This is a genomic window from Eubacterium ramulus ATCC 29099, from assembly GCF_000469345.1.
Lineage (GTDB): Bacteria > Bacillota > Clostridia > Lachnospirales > Lachnospiraceae > Eubacterium_I > Eubacterium_I ramulus.
The window spans coordinates 20,024-34,819 of sequence record NZ_KI271163.1 but is presented as its reverse complement, the minus strand read 5'-3'; the positions used below and the strand labels follow the sequence as shown (position 1 = coordinate 34,819).

18 protein-coding genes are annotated in these 14,796 nt (G+C 36.4%); 17 read left to right on the top strand and 1 reads right to left on the bottom strand.

Annotation, left to right across the window (positions count from 1 at the left end):
* Window positions 1-452: 452 nt before the first annotated feature.
* The 17 genes from HMPREF0373_RS12255 to HMPREF0373_RS12180 all read left to right on the top strand — a co-directional run bounded on the left by HMPREF0373_RS12255 (window position 453) and on the right by HMPREF0373_RS12180 (window position 13,853).
* Entirely contained in the window at window positions 453-722 is a 270-nt protein-coding gene (locus tag HMPREF0373_RS12255) for a hypothetical protein (protein ID WP_021740051.1), read from the top strand.
* A gap of 292 nt (window positions 723-1,014) precedes the next feature.
* A complete protein-coding gene (locus HMPREF0373_RS12250) occupies window positions 1,015-2,115 on the top strand; it encodes a helix-turn-helix transcriptional regulator (RefSeq protein WP_044964291.1) in 1,101 nt (366 codons plus the stop codon).
* Between the two features lie 79 nt (window positions 2,116-2,194).
* Window positions 2,195-3,661: a DUF2779 domain-containing protein gene (locus HMPREF0373_RS12245; RefSeq protein WP_242831214.1), complete on the top strand. Its 1,467-nt coding sequence runs from the start codon at window positions 2,195-2,197 to the stop codon at window positions 3,659-3,661.
* The gene (locus tag HMPREF0373_RS12240) at window positions 3,651-4,316 is read left to right on the top strand and encodes a hypothetical protein (RefSeq protein ID WP_021740048.1); all 666 of its coding nucleotides are present in this window, start codon (window positions 3,651-3,653) and stop codon (window positions 4,314-4,316) included. Before HMPREF0373_RS12245 ends, HMPREF0373_RS12240 begins: the two co-directional genes overlap by 11 nt.
* The gene (locus tag HMPREF0373_RS12235) at window positions 4,291-4,587 is read left to right on the top strand and encodes a hypothetical protein (protein ID WP_021740047.1); all 297 of its coding nucleotides are present in this window, start codon (window positions 4,291-4,293) and stop codon (window positions 4,585-4,587) included. The genes HMPREF0373_RS12240 and HMPREF0373_RS12235 overlap by 26 nt, the downstream gene beginning before the upstream one ends.
* 133 nt (window positions 4,588-4,720) lie before the next feature.
* Window positions 4,721-5,203: a hypothetical protein gene (locus tag HMPREF0373_RS12230; RefSeq protein ID WP_055158062.1), complete on the top strand. Its 483-nt coding sequence runs from the start codon at window positions 4,721-4,723 to the stop codon at window positions 5,201-5,203.
* Between the two features lie 6 nt (window positions 5,204-5,209).
* The gene (locus HMPREF0373_RS12225) at window positions 5,210-6,112 is read left to right on the top strand and encodes a hypothetical protein (protein ID WP_021740045.1); all 903 of its coding nucleotides are present in this window, start codon (window positions 5,210-5,212) and stop codon (window positions 6,110-6,112) included.
* On the top strand, window positions 6,106-6,471 hold the full coding sequence (locus HMPREF0373_RS12220) for a hypothetical protein (protein ID WP_021740044.1): 366 nt from the start codon (window positions 6,106-6,108) through the stop codon (window positions 6,469-6,471). Before HMPREF0373_RS12225 ends, HMPREF0373_RS12220 begins: the two co-directional genes overlap by 7 nt.
* A 27-nt stretch (window positions 6,472-6,498) precedes the next feature.
* Window positions 6,499-6,774, top strand: a complete 276-nt coding sequence (locus tag HMPREF0373_RS12215; RefSeq protein WP_006428339.1) for a cyclic-phosphate processing receiver domain-containing protein — start codon at window positions 6,499-6,501, stop codon at window positions 6,772-6,774.
* A 136-nt stretch (window positions 6,775-6,910) separates the two neighbouring features.
* A complete protein-coding gene (locus HMPREF0373_RS16810) occupies window positions 6,911-7,054 on the top strand; it encodes a hypothetical protein (protein WP_021740043.1) in 144 nt (47 codons plus the stop codon).
* Between the two features lie 481 nt (window positions 7,055-7,535).
* The gene (locus HMPREF0373_RS12210; protein ID WP_021740042.1) at window positions 7,536-9,506 is read left to right on the top strand and encodes an AAA family ATPase; all 1,971 of its coding nucleotides are present in this window, start codon (window positions 7,536-7,538) and stop codon (window positions 9,504-9,506) included.
* Window positions 9,499-10,560, top strand: a complete 1,062-nt coding sequence (gene mcrC, locus HMPREF0373_RS12205; RefSeq protein ID WP_021740041.1) for a 5-methylcytosine-specific restriction endonuclease system specificity protein McrC — start codon at window positions 9,499-9,501, stop codon at window positions 10,558-10,560. Before HMPREF0373_RS12210 ends, mcrC begins: the two co-directional genes overlap by 8 nt.
* Before the next feature lie 60 nt (window positions 10,561-10,620).
* Window positions 10,621-12,015: an ATP-binding protein gene (locus HMPREF0373_RS12200; protein WP_044964287.1), complete on the top strand. Its 1,395-nt coding sequence runs from the start codon at window positions 10,621-10,623 to the stop codon at window positions 12,013-12,015.
* Window positions 12,016-12,225: 210 nt separating this feature from the next.
* Window positions 12,226-12,696: a low molecular weight protein-tyrosine-phosphatase gene (locus HMPREF0373_RS12195; protein ID WP_044964284.1), complete on the top strand. Its 471-nt coding sequence runs from the start codon at window positions 12,226-12,228 to the stop codon at window positions 12,694-12,696.
* Window positions 12,697-12,816: 120 nt separating this feature from the next.
* On the top strand, window positions 12,817-13,086 hold the full coding sequence (locus HMPREF0373_RS12190; RefSeq protein ID WP_021740038.1) for a hypothetical protein: 270 nt from the start codon (window positions 12,817-12,819) through the stop codon (window positions 13,084-13,086).
* An 87-nt stretch (window positions 13,087-13,173) separates the two neighbouring features.
* Window positions 13,174-13,551 carry a zinc ribbon domain-containing protein gene (locus HMPREF0373_RS12185; RefSeq protein WP_021740037.1) on the top strand — a complete coding sequence of 126 codons (378 nt, stop codon included), beginning with the start codon at window positions 13,174-13,176 and terminating at the stop codon, window positions 13,549-13,551.
* Between the two features lie 122 nt (window positions 13,552-13,673).
* The gene (locus HMPREF0373_RS12180; protein WP_021740036.1) at window positions 13,674-13,853 is read left to right on the top strand and encodes a hypothetical protein; all 180 of its coding nucleotides are present in this window, start codon (window positions 13,674-13,676) and stop codon (window positions 13,851-13,853) included.
* Between the two features lie 20 nt (window positions 13,854-13,873).
* On the opposite strand, the gene HMPREF0373_RS12175 is transcribed toward HMPREF0373_RS12180, so the two are convergent.
* Window positions 13,874-14,638 carry a polysaccharide deacetylase family protein gene (locus HMPREF0373_RS12175; RefSeq protein WP_021740035.1) on the bottom strand — a complete coding sequence of 255 codons (765 nt, stop codon included), beginning with the start codon at window positions 14,636-14,638 and terminating at the stop codon, window positions 13,874-13,876.
* Window positions 14,639-14,796: the final 158 nt, after the last annotated feature.

The window sequence follows — 14,796 nt, the reverse complement described above, 5'->3', positions numbered from 1 at the left end:
AATTTCGATACACCCTCTTATTGGACGCTTACAGTGGAAGTATAGAATTTACACCTTATTTACACCTTTGGAAGATCGGATCGGAATAGTTGAAATAATAATAGATAAAGGCGTGGGAGAAAAATCCTACGCTTTTTGCATATAATCACACAATTTGAACGCAGAATAAGCATTCCCCCGCTTCAAGTGCGTAGAGCACTAAGCGGTGGGTAAGGGGGATGCTTATGTCAGTGGGAGTTAAAAGCTCCCACTGACAGGTCGCAAAGCGACTGCGTTCATGAGCAAGTAGCGAAAGCGGATTGCGAATGTCCGCTTTACCGAAAAAATCCTCATGATCATGAGGGAAAATGAAAGAAATTTGGAATGAGTAATAACACAAGCTGTGTACCTTTTTTGCCCCATTAGATCCATTAAGATAAAGTTAGTAAAAATTCGTAGTGGAGGAATGATAAATGTGGAATGATACAAAAGGTGAGCAGGACAATCTTTGTTTGGCACTTATAAATCCAAGGCTATGTAAAAAGTTAAGTATTAAGGTTGCAGTAGAGCAGCATGATACGAAGACAACAGTACCATATCTGCATGTATTTTTAGATAATACATGGAATCTGAAGAATTGTGCATTTATTCGATTGGATAAACCGGAGTATGTTCCAGAAAAGAATTCTAAAAGATTGTCAACAAAAGGAAGAACTAATCTATATATTGACGAGGGAATGTAATGGAAATTGGATTGCATCAATTATTGATAAAAGTAATATTAAAGCGGCGACAGGATATGAAACCGCTGTTCAGACATGGATAGATACTTATGAAGGAAATAATAAAATACAATACGATAAAAACGGATTTCTTGTTATGCCGGATTATACAAAATTATAGAGTCGAAAATTATGTACAAGAGATGAGATGTTGAATGATATTTTGCTGTTCGTTTTTTATGCCCGTTGAAATCTGTGAAATGTAGGCATACAATGATACTATATGAACTGCGCAGAACGGAGAGCAAAAAGTATGAGTGATATACATCCAAAAAAATTGTTGATTTTGTATATTTTAGATATCTTACAGAAATATACGGATGAAGAACATAGGCTGAGCCAGAAAGAAATACAGGATATCTTGAAAAAAGAGTATGAAATGCCGGTTGACCGGAAAGCTATAAAGAGAAATCTCTTAAATCTGATTGAATATGGCAGCAGTATTGAATATAGAGAAGTATCACGGAAAGAAATTTTCAGAAAAAAGAGTGTAGTATCAGACGAAGATAGCTTAGATTTGGAGGATAAAGGAATCCCGGAAGACGATTTGTTATGGACAGATTTTTATTTGAAGCAGAAATTCACGAATGAAGAATTGCGTCTATTAATAGACAGCCTGTTATTTTCAAAGCATATACCCTATAGCCAGGCAAAAAAATTGATTACAAAATTAGAATCATTATCTAATATATATTTTAAATCACGCTCGCAATACATTTATCCGTTGCCGGTTGACCGGACGGACAATAAGCAGGTGTTTTATAATATTAGTATATTGGATGAAGCCATTCGCAAAGAGCAGAAAGTGTTATTTGAATATGCAGAGTATCATACGGATAAGAAGATGCATTTGAAAAAGCGGGAAGATGGAAGTGTACGGGAATATGTTGTTACACCGTATCAAATGGCTGCACAGGAGGGAAAGTATTATCTGATCTGCAATTATAATAAATATGATGATATCTCGAATTACCGTGTAGACAGAATTCGAAATATACAGATTCTTGAGGAAAAAGGTAAGCCATTTGAAACTTTGAAATGGTCCGGACATCAGCCAATGAATCTGAATGAATATATGAGAGAACATGTGTATATGTATTCCAGTGAAAATGCGTTTGTTAAATTTAGAATCGTAAAAGCAATGATATCCGATGTGATTGATTTATTTGGAAAAGGGGTGAATTTTTCAGAAGAAACGGATACGCATGTATCGGTGAGCGTGCATGTAAATGAGCGTGCGGCAGAACAGTTTGCAAAAAATTATGCACCGGATGTGGTGATATTACAGCCAAAGAGATTAAGAGATAAATTAAGAGATGATTTGAAAAAATCATGGGAAGCATATGAAGATTAAAAGTGAGGCATAAGAGATGAAGAATCATTTTTCAAAGTCGAAATATTGCAGGTTGTGGCAATGTCCAAAGATGCTGTGGATGGATAAATACAAGCCGGAAGAGAAAGCAGAAGATGCCGCAGATGATTCTCGAATGGAAGCAGGAACAGAAGTAGGGAAGTTGGCCAGAGAATTATTTGGAAAGTCGGTAGATGTAACAGAGACTGTTAATGGCCGATTGGATTTGCCCGCAATGATAGATCGGACGCAAGTGGAAATAGAACACGGGACATCTGTTATATGTGAAGCATCATTTCCCTATCAGGGGTGCTATTGTGCGGTAGATATTTTGAAAAGAGAAAATGACGGATGGGCAATATATGAAGTAAAAAGTTCGACGGTAAATGAGAAAAATATGAAAGCAGTATATGTCGCAGATGTTGCTTATCAGAAGTATGTACTGGAATATTGCGGAGTGAGGATTACAGGAACGTACATAGTTTCCATTAATAACGATTATGTATATGATGGGAAATTGGATTTGGAAAGGCTGTTTCAAATTACGGATGTGTCTGAATTTGTGAGAAATGAGATTGGGGAAGTAGAGAAGAATTTATTACAGGAAGATACATTGTTGGAATCAGAGAATGAGCCGGAGCGGGAACTGGGATTATACTGTAAAGATCCATATGGATGTCCGTATTGGGAATATTGTGCAAAAGAATTACCAACTCCGTCCGTATTTGACTTATATCGGATGCCGTTAAAAAAGAAATTAGAATATTACAGGGAAGGAGTTTCTGATTATAAGCAATTAAAAGCCTGTGGAAAGCTTAAGAATGAAAAGCAATTAAGGCAGATTGAATTTGCATTAGAAGACAAGGGGACATATGTAAATATTGATGGAATCCGGGAATTTTTAAGTACATTATCTTATCCGTTGTATTTTCTGGATTTTGAGACAATGCAACCAGTAATACCGTTGTTTCCGGGAACAAAGCCATATCAGCAGATACCATTCCAGTACTCATTACATTATATAGAGTCGGCAGGTGCACCATTATTACATAAAGAATTCCTTGCAGAATCAGGAGAAAATCCATTGCGGGCAATTGCGGAAGCTTTGTGTAGGGATATTCCGATGAATGTATGTGTAACAGCGTACAATAAGTCGTTTGAATGCAGCAGAATTAAAGAATTGGCGGGAATGTTCCCGGATTTAGCTGAGCATTTATTAAATATCAGAGATAATATCAAAGATTTACTGGATCCATTTCAGGCAGGCCATTATTATAACCGGGCGATGGGAGGATCATTTTCAATTAAAAGTGTCCTGCCAGCGATATTCCCGAATGATCCGGAATTGAATTATCATAATCTAGAAGGTGTGCATAATGGATCAGAGGCAATGACGATATTTCCGAGGATAAAAGATATGCCTGCGGAGGAGCAGAAAAAGGCAAGGCATAATTTGTTGAAGTACTGTGAGCTGGATACCTATGCGATGGTGAAAGTTTGGGGAGAGCTTGTGAGAGTTGTGAAAGGAGATACGGAAGATGGAGATTGAAAAGGAAGTTACGAAATTTGTTAAAACTATTAATAGAGGACCATTAAAAGAATATTTCCCGAAAGAAAAAACAGAAGAGAAAAAAATTGATTGGAATAAAGATGACGTTTATGTAGAGGCGTTATATCAGGGATATTTAGATGCGTGTAGAACATTTAAGTGGTCTGAAAAAGTTAAGAAAGATTATCCAAATGAAGAAGCAAAGAGAGGGTACATAGAAGGAAAATTTAAATCGGGTATTGCACGTGAAATAAGAAAGTATTTAAATAAACCCAAAGCATATTCGTTTGATGTATTTCATGGAAAGGTGTGCAAGAAGTTGAAAGAATGTTTCCCGGAGAAAGAAACAAATATTACTTATGGTCAGACACAAAAAATTGTAAATATGGCATTTAAATATTTGTATTGTTTGTTTTATAAATATGGGAAACTTAAAGAAGGTCAATTTGCTGACTGCCATATGCCGTTAGATAGTTTTAGTTTAGAATGGTTCAAAAGAAAGTTTAAGGAGAAGAATTTTTCAAATCTGGATAGTTATTCTGAAAATAATAAGGAGTTGCCGGAAAATTTGTTTACAAAAAAAGGTGAAAAAAAAACTGAAAGCGGAGTCAATAGGTTCGTGGAGTTCTATGCAAACATGGGAAGAGGATTGTAAAAAACAAGAATATCCATACGAATTTTATGCTCATGTTATAAAGCAATATTGTAAGGAGAATTCAATTACACCATTACAATTGGATTTTATTGTTTGGTCTAAAATGCAGAAAATTATGGCTGCAGAGTCATTTATAAAGACTTTTAAAGACGATGATGAAGAGAATAAAGAAGTTATAAATTCAGAAGAACTAGAGCCATATGATATACTTAACTTGAAAACGACGTTAGAAAATAGATTGAGTGAAATCAGACCTTTAATATGCAAATAATTTACTAATAGAATATACAAAGTAAAAAACAGTGTTTCGGCACTGTTTTTATATGCTCAGAAGCAATGAACTATTTTTGCCCCATGCAATCATATATCCTATTATTTATCAAGCACAGATAGGAGTGAAAAAGTTGAAAATATCTATTTATTCAAGAAAATCTATTGAAGAATTATTAAGAGGCAATTTTCCACAAAATGCAGCAGTAATCAGTTTCTATGACCCACCGGGAAAATTTCGAGATGAGGAATACAAACCAGTAGACTATTCGACAAAAACAAACTGTGTATTCCAGGTAGCGTTGCACGATATTGATCTTGAAGTATTGCCAAAATACCATCTGACTTACGAAACGTATTTCCAAGAAGCAGATGATCTTGCAGAATTTATCTTTACTGCGAAAAAGGCAGGAAAAGATATTATCTGTCAATGTGAATATGGTGAAAGCAGAAGTTCAGGGTGCGCAGCAGCTATCCATGAATACTTCTATAAAGACGGTATCAAGATATTTGCTGATTATAGATATTATCCGAATCAGATGGTGTACCATAAGGTGTACGATGCACTTGAGAGATATGGAATTGAAAATGATGTGATAAGAGAAAGCGGTGAATAGATTTATATGACGATAGAATTAAAACAAGAGATTTTGGATTTAATTGAATCACCGGAATTGTATGCATATTTAATGAAGTATACAGAACGACTGAAGTTGAGAGACTATGTAGAAATTATTGCTGGAGCACCAGTCAGTCTGAAAAGAAAACTGGGATTGTTACATAAACTTAGAGCAACAACGGATTTAAAGCAGAGGGATATGGAATATATGAAATTATGCTGTGAGTGTATGAATCAGGCAGTAAGATATTTAACGATGGAAAGCCGAACAATTTTTCTTATACAACTGATGGGTTATGACGATGATAATAAAAGTGATATTATGGATGGTCCATATATTATGACATCTCTTGAAGATATGAAAAAGGCAGTGCAGGAATATTATTGGAATGATTTTGATTCTACATGGGAGACTTTATATTGGCGGGTTGAATTATATCTTGACGGCAAGAATGAAATTAAGAAAAACGAATTTTTATCGCCGATGTACACATATATTATGGATAAAGCTGGAGAGATTCAATATTTTATTCATGAAAAGCTATCGTTAAATTATTTGAAAGGACCATTAGGTAGTATGGTAGAGAGACAGTTTTATTCTGTATGTCCCGATTTAAATCTGCCTGTTCCATATCAGCCAGGTGATGTCCTGTTTATAGACTGCAGACCATATGCACCGGGAGCTTTTTATTGTTTACTCAAAGAAGTTGGAGATGATTGCTGCGGAATACAATGTGAATATGTGAATCCGAAAGGTGAGGTTGAAACCGGTGCATTGAAACATGGCGATTATTTCTTTAATCACAGGGAAGTGTATCAATATTTATCACCGCTATATAAGGCAAGGATTGTTTCGAAAGATGAGTTGGATTGGAATGATTATATCAAAGGAAAACGAAAATGTTAGAACGGCCACATAAAGGGGTGTTCTGGTTAATAAATGGAGAAATCTGGGCAGTTCCATTTGACAATCAAAAATATAAATCTGGGATTTCAAAATCAGGGGATTCTTATGTGCACAGAAAAATCTGGAAGGAGATAAAGCCTCGAAAGTGTCGATATCCATATAATTATTATCCTAGAGGGCGAGTTGAAATTACTTCAAAAAATGTATGTATTATATATATGAATCCCAATATAGGTGAAGAATATATGGACGAAATAATGAAGAAATTTGGACTGGTTTCCGTATCAAAAATAATTTACGATAACAGCAGTCATTATAGATCTTATCTGGACAATGGATGGAAGGCAGATAAAAAATGAGGATTATTATTGTCAGGAGAAAAATGTATGAAGATATGGCTGGATGATATACGACCGGCTCCGGAAGGATATGTATGGTGTAAAAGTGTGAATATTGCCAAGAGAACCATTGAATCAGCGGAGGAACCGATTGTGTTAATTGACTGTGATCATGATTTGGGAGATTATGCTTATGATGGCGGGGATGGGATTAAATTATTGGATTGGCTGGTGGAAAATGAACGTTTTTATCCAATCAGGCTTCATACGATGAATCCTGTTGGTAGAGAAAATATGTTGCGGATGATTCGGAGATATTGGTAGGAGTAGAGGAAAGAGATATATGACAAAGAAAGAAGTATGTTATAAAAAATTGTAAAGAGCAAGATCCACCCGTGTAAAACAGTATTGTCATTTTGACAATTTTGTTTTACTTACGAGTAGCAGACTTGATACTTATATGTCAAAGCGTAAGCTGACAAAAGAAATGGCAGATGCCTTTGTGGAGTCAATTATTATCCATACAAAGTATTTAGAAGCTGTGAATGTACTTATTTCAAATCGAACATATCAAATGGTTGAAAAAATGAAAACTTATGAATGAATCCTTAGTAGTAACTCTTTCCCCTTTTACTACCAATTTTACTACTAACAGGTAGTAATAACTTGCTCAATCTTGCTCTGATTTGCCACAATCTGTAATTTCAGAGCAAACTACACGAATCCCAGAAACCCTTACAAAACAGGGCATTCTGGGGCAAATTAAGGAGAAACAAAAACATGATAAAAGTACTTTTTATCTGCCACGGCACTCTTTGAAAGCTTCTCCAAAAAGCCAGTAAAATCAAGGCCTGGAAGGCATTGGCGGTTGAAAAATAACCCGATAATAACCCACGGTATTTTGTGCAGATATTACATGTAAATATAGATGATTTTTGGGACGCAACATGATAGAAGAGCTGTAAGATTTTGAAAAGAAAATCTTATGGCTTTTTTCTGTGAAACAAATCGAATTGAAAAGACAATGTTGATAGGTTATAATTTTTATATCTCTGTAGACGGAATATATTAGATGGAGGATGTAAATGTTTGACCAAGAAAAATTAGTAGCAGTTATTGCTGCTTATAAAGATTATTTTCCAAATCATTGGAAAGATGAAAAGTATAAGTGGGAGGCAATCCAGTATTTCCAAGAACATTGGAACATATCTGCCGAGAATTTCCTTGATATGTTTATGGAAGCAACAGATAAAACCTATAATTTGCTGGCTAATATGAATAATTATCCCCGGGGTATGATTAAATCATTTGCTATGGCTGACCAAGAAGCTGTTCGATCTATGTTTATGGCTCTTTTTGATGAATCTCAAAATCTGGCACAGCGTATTGAACAATTTATAACATCAGCAGAAAATTTACGTGTCAAATATGATGATGGTACGTGGAAACAGCATTATCAGACAGCAAATGCGATCAGTACATATCTTTGGCTTAAATATCCGGATAAATATTACATCTATAAGTATTCTGAAGTGCGTGCAATTGCGAGGGAGATAGGAAGCGATTTTGTACCTAAAAAAGGTGGATCGGTATCAAATATAGAAAATAGTTATAAACTTTACGATGAGATTAGAAAAAAACTTGCTAGTGACAGTGAGCTTGATGAAATTTTACAAAATGTTTTGAATGAAGATTGTTATCCAGATCCAAGAAAAATAACGATGACGTTAGATGTAGGATTTTTTGTTAGTAGATTCTATAATCAGCAAAAAGAAATTGACCTAAATTCCTTGCATTCAGATGCAAAATTCTCAAAATGGTATGCACCTGTTATCGAATCTTTGTATAAAATGGGTGGAAGTGGAAAAAGACCAGATGTTCACCAGAAAATTATTAAAGATTATGGTATTACAGACGATGAACTTAAAGTGGTAAATTCTACCGGTAATGCCCAGGTACTAAATGATATAGATTGGGCTCGCAATTATTTGGTTTATGAAGGTGTTCTTGATAAAGGTGAGAACGGTTTGTGGACACTTACGGAGTTGGGGAAAAAACTCATAATAACAGAGGAATTGGCAAGTAAACTTACCGCTAAATGGGTTAAGATAAAGACAGCAGAAAGAGAACATAGATACGTACCAGACATAGATTTGACGCCATATTATGTGTATAGAACAGACGGTAATCAGAATTCTATTGCTTTATATAAAAAAGAAGATTTTCTTAATGAAGTGTATATGGCAGAAGAAAACTATAATACTTTAGTAGGCCTTCTTAAAAACAAAAAGAATTTAATCCTTCAAGGAGCACCAGGGGTGGGAAAAACTTTCGCTGCTACGAGATTGGCATATTCTATGATGGGCGAAAAGGATGATTCCAGAATTGAGTTTGTTCAGTTTCACCAGAATTATTCATACGAGGATTTCATTATGGGGTATAAGCCACAAGACGAAGGATTTAAACTTACAAATGGCATTTTCTATCAGTTTTGTATGAATGCAGCCGAGCATCCGGATAAGGACTACTTTTTTATTATTGATGAAATCAACCGTGGAAATATGAGTAAGATTTTTGGCGAGTTATTGATGCTTATTGAAAAGGATTACAGAGGTACAACGGTTACACTGGCATATTCAAGAACAGCTTTTTCTGTACCAAAGAATCTTTATATTATTGGCATGATGAATACTGCCGACAGAAGTCTGGCGATGATTGATTATGCGCTTAGAAGAAGATTCAGCTTTTATGAGATGGAGCCTGGATTTAATTCAGAAGGATTTAAAGCATATCAAGCATCACTGAAAAATGAAACTTTCAATACTCTTATAGAACAGATTATTGATTTGAATAGGGAAATCAATATAGATGATTCTCTTGGACCGGGGTTCCGTATTGGTCACAGTTATTTTTGTGGTCAGGAAGAATGTACTGAGGAATGGATGAAGGCAGTTGTGTATTACGATATTATTCCGATGTTGCAAGAATATTGGTTTGATGATAGACAAAAGGTTAAGCGGTGGGAAAATCTATTAATAGGAGTATTCAATGACTAACGATAAAGGTATTTTTATCAAAAATATTTATTATATGCTTGCCTATGCATTTCAAGTCCTTAGACAGAAGAATTATGATAATGTTGCAGCTGAAGATTTTGACAATGTACAGGATTTATTTGCAGCAATTCTTGCAAAAGGTGTTTCGCAACAGATTAAACAGGGACTTTATCGAGAGTACATTACGAAAAATGAAGACTTGTCCATTTTGCGTGGCAAACTGGGTATTTATGGAACTATTAAAAACCAAATTCAAAGGAAGATGCTTTTGTCTTGCGAGTATGATGAACTCTCAGTAAACAATATCTTTAATCAGATATTGAAGACTACAATAACTATTCTGATCAAGGATACTGGAGTAAAAAAATTGCATAAGGCGGAGTTAAAGAAGATAGTTCTGTTCTTTAATGAGGTAGATGAAATAGGACTTTCAAATATTAGATGGGACAGTCTGATATATCAACGCAACAATCAGAATTATGAGATGCTTATAAATGTTTGTTATTTTGTATTGGATGGAATGATTCAGACTACAAACAAAGGTAATTATAAGATGATGTCTTTTTCTGATGAGCATATTCATAGACTTTATGAGAAATTTGTATTGGAATACTTCAAGCAACATCATTCCTATTTGTCAGAAGCAAGGGCTGCTCAGGTCAAGTGGGATTTGCCTTCGGATACAGAAGAGAGTATGATACGATTTCTGCCTGTTATGCAGACAGATATTTTCCTCAGATATAAAGAGCAAATTTTAATAATAGATACAAAATATTATGGGCATACTATGCAGATGCAGTATGACAAGGCAACGCTTCATTCGGGAAATATGTATCAGATTTTTACATATGTTAAGAATCAAGATGTGAAGAATACAGGTAATGTATCTGGGATGTTGTTATATGCAAAAACAGAGGAAGCAATCACACCAGATTGCAGTTTTGTGATGGGCGGAAATAAGATTAGTGTAAAAACATTGGATTTGAATAAAGAGTTTAAATTAATTGCAGCTCAGTTAGATAAGATTGTTGAAGAGTATTTTCGAAAGATGTAGTTAGACTTATAGAATGGAAAGTGTTGGGAATATTTATAATTTAGAAAGTTGGTGGAAAGCTTGGATATAAAACAATTAATCGGTGAAGCAACCGAATATGACAAAAAGCTATCTTTGGAAGCGAAGAAACCAAAGAGTTGGTGTAAGAGCGTAAGTGCTTTTGTAAATACACTTGGTGGAGCATTAATCTTTGGAATAGCCGATAATGATGAAATTGTAGGACTTGAGAATCCGAATAGTGATGCTGAGAAAATAAGTGAAATCATTAAGACAAGGATGGATCCAATTCCAGAATTTCGTCTTCGATTTGAACAGGTCGAAGATGGAAAAGTATTAATTATACTGGATATTTTCAAAGGTGAAGAGACACCGTACTATTATTCGGGTGATGGTGTGCTGGAAGCATATGTTCGTGTTGGAAACGAGAGTGTGAAAGCGACATCAACGGAATTGAAAAGACTGGTGTTGCGCGGTAGAAATACATCTTATGATTCACAGATTTCTACGTATAAGGTGGAAGATTTTGCTTTTTCCAAACTCCGGGAAAGATATAAAAAATGGACAGGAAATAGTTTTGATGAGAAAGATCTTATATCATTTGGGGTGGCGAATGAGCAAGGATATTTGACAAATGCCGGAGCCTTGGTTGCAGATGAAAGCCCTATTCGATGGTCAAGAATATTTTGTACCCGGTGGAATGGATTAAATAAAAGCGGTGGTACAATAGATGCATTTGACGATGCGGAATATTCTGGAAGTGTATTGTCATTAATTGATAATGGAGAAGCTTTTATTAAGAGAAATGCGAAATTAATGTGGAGAAAGACTGCTAATTCCAGAGAAGAAATGCCGGAATATGTAGAACGTAGTTATCATGAAGCATTGGTTAATGCATTGGCTCATAGAGATTATCTTGTGAATGGTAGTGAAGTGCATATTGATATTTACGATGATCGTATGGAAATTTATTCGCCAGGAGGCATGCCGGACGGTTCCATTATTCAGGACAGAGATCCGCTTACAGTTCCGTCAACGAGAAGAAACCCGGTTTTAGCAGATATATTTAATCGGCTGGGATATATGGAACGTAAAGGTAGTGGATTCGGAAAAATCATCGGCGGCTATGAATTTCAGATCAACTATGATGAAAGTAAAAAGCCATCTTTTAGATCAGATCGGTATCAGTTTACAGTTGTGATGCCAAATTTGAATTACAATGTCCCTCAGAATGTCCCTCAGGATGTCCCTCGGAATGTCCCTCAGAAAAAAGAGAGCAATCCGTTGGAAATCCAAATATTGAATATGATAAAAAAGGATAATAAAATCAGCACAGAAAAAATGGCAATGACGTTAGGAATAAGTTCCAAGACTGTAAAACGTCACATCAAAGATATAGGTATTGTACGATTTATTGGTCGTGGTTCCAATGGACACTGGGAAATAATTGATGATTAGAAATACAACTTAATATCATTAATAGCAAAGCTATAAGATTTATTTCGTAAGGCTTTCCGGATAAGAAAAATAACCCATTTATAACCAAAATGCCCGAAAAAACATGAGAAAATGCAAGAATTTATGAGAAAAAAAGCTGTTTTAGAAAAATGTGTATAAAGGCTGGAAAGCCAGTATTTACAAGGTTTTGAGGAGATATAAGGAGATAAAATGAGTAAGATAAAAGTATTATTTATATGCCACGGCAATATCTGCCGTTCCCCAATGGCAGAATTTGTTATGAAGGATTTAGTAAAAAAAGCTGGTCTGTCAGATCAGTTTGAGATTGCGTCTGCTGCAACCAGTCGGGAAGAAATTGGAAATCCTGTTCATCGTGGAACCAAAAACAAATTAAAACAATATGGTATTTCCACGGATGGAAAATGCGCGATTCAGATGACGAGCGAGGATTATCGTGCTTATGATTACATCATTGCTATGGAGCGATACAACCTTCGGAATATGGAGCGGTTTGTCCATGGAGATCCAGCGCATAAAGTACATCTGTTGTTGGATTTTACGGATCGTGGGGGAGATATTGCGGATCCGTGGTACACAGGAAATTTTGATGAGACTTATGATGATGTGCTGGAAGGCTGTCAGGGATTATTGCAGCATATCCGGGAACATGCGCTGCAATAGTTAATAGTTGAATTTTCCATAGACAGTGTCTTGAAAAACATTTATACTTTAACGTGATAAATATGTTGATATCCAAATCATATAAACGGAAATTGTCTAAGAAGAAATGAGGTTGAAATAATGTATTATGTACCGGATGGCACAGAATTGTGCGGATTTTATGAATGTGAAGAATGTGGAAATCGCTTTTTGTCTTTGAAGATTGGACCGAAGTTGGTGTGTCCATATTGTGGGGAAGAACCGGATATGGAAATAGGACCGGATGAAGAGATGCCGGTGGCAAAGGAAACTGCTAAATTGCTGGAAATGGTGGAGGGTACGGAAAATGTGGAACGAATGGATGCATTGCTTTCATTGGCGGTAACCGGCGGGGGTTATGAGTGGATCTGATCATAGAATTCTGATTGGAGCGGGGAAGATTTACATCGATATATCACAGAGAAAAGAGATATAAGTAAGACAGGAGAGCGGACAGAAATGTTTTTTATGATGGGAATCACGGATGGCCGGAAAGAATTGAATTACAGTCAGACGGAAATCTGCAGTATCTGCGGATGCTATGGGCGTTATCAGGTATTTATGACCTATACCGTTCTGTCACTGTTTTTTATTCCATGTTTCAAATGGAATCGGCATTATTATGTACAGACAAGCTGCTGCAATACGTTGTATGAACTGGACAGGGAAGTTGGCAGACGGATAGAACGGGGCGAGAATGTACGGATTCTGGCAGAACATTTGCAAAAGCTGGGAAGTGGAAGAACCGGTTATACCGCCTATAAACGATGCCTGAACTGTGGATATGAAACGACAGAAGATTTTGTGTTTTGTCCCAAATGCGGTGCAAGGTTTTGAACGCTTTACGAGTAAATCGCGAAATCGGATTGTGAATGTCCGTTTTACAAAATAAAGGAAGTCCCCGGTTATATTACAGTCAGTAATACGCAGCGGGGACTTTTTTCGGTCGGAGGAATGATATGTGGAAAATTAAGCAGATTGCAGAGGCAGATTTTGGCTGCGAGGAACGGATGCCGGGAGAAAAATTAAAATGCCTGGTAATTCTGGAAGATAAAAGTGGTAATGTTCGATACCTGGAAGTAGAAGATGAATGGTTGACGGAACAGGGGCTGGATGAGGGCAGTGAATGGAAAGACTGAATGAAATTTCAACGTCTGCTTTACTCAGCAATCTGTTTTCCGGTCACATCCAGATGATATTTTTCCCGGTAGATGAGCTCTGAGATAGGGACAAGCTGATACCCTTTTTCCTGAAGCTGTGTCAGCAGGTTATCCAGTGCATCTGCCGTATATTTTGCCCCGTTATGGCACAGGATGATGGCACCGCCATCAAGGTGTTTGCTGTCGCAGATACGGGAGATGATATCATCAACGCCATAATCTTTCCAGTCAAGGCTGTCGATGGACCACTGAATTGGATAATAGCCACAGGAGAGCACACCGGTGATGACCTCGTTATCATAGTCGCCATAAGGCGGCCGGAAGAGGAACATTTCATAGCCGGTGAGCTCTTTTACTTTTTTATGGACAGACATGATTTCATCCCGAATCTCCGTGTCGGAGAGTTGGCTCATATTTTTATGGTTCTGACTATGATTGCCAAGATCGTGTCCGGCTTCATAGATTGCCCGGACATCATCCGGGTAAGATTCTACCCAGCCGCCGGTCATGAAAAACGTGGCATGTACGTTGTGTTTGGCCAGAATTTCCAGAATACGTGAGGTATCGTCATTGCCCCAGGCGGCATCAAAGGAAATGGAAATCTTTGGTTCCTGTGTGTCTACGCAGTAGATGGGAAGTTCTTTTCCGTTGACAGTATTGCTGACGGAAATCGTACCGTTGGTCATTTGAAAATAAATTGTTACGGCAAGGATACAGATAACCGTTGCCGGCAGCAGAATGGACAGGTGTTTTTTTTCCTTCATGGGTTCTCCTTTTTTATTTCTCAGAGATACGATTATTACAATATATATGCTCCAAAAATACTTTTATTAATGCCAGTGGAAAAATGTGTATTGTCCGGGAAAAAGTACAGTAAGAAATGTGTAAAAAATAACAATAATAGTTGACTTTCTGTTTAATA

Coding starts and splice junctions, on each gene's coding strand:
- HMPREF0373_RS12195 (WP_044964284.1), top strand. CDS start 12,226: ATGAGTAAGATAAAAGTATTATTTATATGCCACGGCAATATCTGCCGT.
- HMPREF0373_RS12250 (WP_044964291.1), top strand. CDS start 1,015: ATGAGTGATATACATCCAAAAAAATTGTTGATTTTGTATATTTTAGAT.
- HMPREF0373_RS12255 (WP_021740051.1), top strand. CDS start 453: ATGTGGAATGATACAAAAGGTGAGCAGGACAATCTTTGTTTGGCACTT.
- HMPREF0373_RS12240 (WP_021740048.1), top strand. CDS start 3,651: ATGGAGATTGAAAAGGAAGTTACGAAATTTGTTAAAACTATTAATAGA.
- HMPREF0373_RS12220 (WP_021740044.1), top strand. CDS start 6,106: ATGTTAGAACGGCCACATAAAGGGGTGTTCTGGTTAATAAATGGAGAA.
- HMPREF0373_RS12225 (WP_021740045.1), top strand. CDS start 5,210: ATGACGATAGAATTAAAACAAGAGATTTTGGATTTAATTGAATCACCG.
- mcrC (WP_021740041.1), top strand. CDS start 9,499: ATGACTAACGATAAAGGTATTTTTATCAAAAATATTTATTATATGCTT.
- HMPREF0373_RS12245 (WP_242831214.1), top strand. CDS start 2,195: ATGGATAAATACAAGCCGGAAGAGAAAGCAGAAGATGCCGCAGATGAT.
- HMPREF0373_RS12185 (WP_021740037.1), top strand. CDS start 13,174: ATGTTTTTTATGATGGGAATCACGGATGGCCGGAAAGAATTGAATTAC.
- HMPREF0373_RS12210 (WP_021740042.1), top strand. CDS start 7,536: ATGTTTGACCAAGAAAAATTAGTAGCAGTTATTGCTGCTTATAAAGAT.
- HMPREF0373_RS12235 (WP_021740047.1), top strand. CDS start 4,291: ATGCAAACATGGGAAGAGGATTGTAAAAAACAAGAATATCCATACGAA.
- HMPREF0373_RS12190 (WP_021740038.1), top strand. CDS start 12,817: ATGTATTATGTACCGGATGGCACAGAATTGTGCGGATTTTATGAATGT.
- HMPREF0373_RS12215 (WP_006428339.1), top strand. CDS start 6,499: ATGAAGATATGGCTGGATGATATACGACCGGCTCCGGAAGGATATGTA.
- HMPREF0373_RS12175 (WP_021740035.1), bottom strand. CDS start 14,638: ATGAAGGAAAAAAAACACCTGTCCATTCTGCTGCCGGCAACGGTTATC.
- HMPREF0373_RS16810 (WP_021740043.1), top strand. CDS start 6,911: ATGTCAAAGCGTAAGCTGACAAAAGAAATGGCAGATGCCTTTGTGGAG.
- HMPREF0373_RS12180 (WP_021740036.1), top strand. CDS start 13,674: ATGTGGAAAATTAAGCAGATTGCAGAGGCAGATTTTGGCTGCGAGGAA.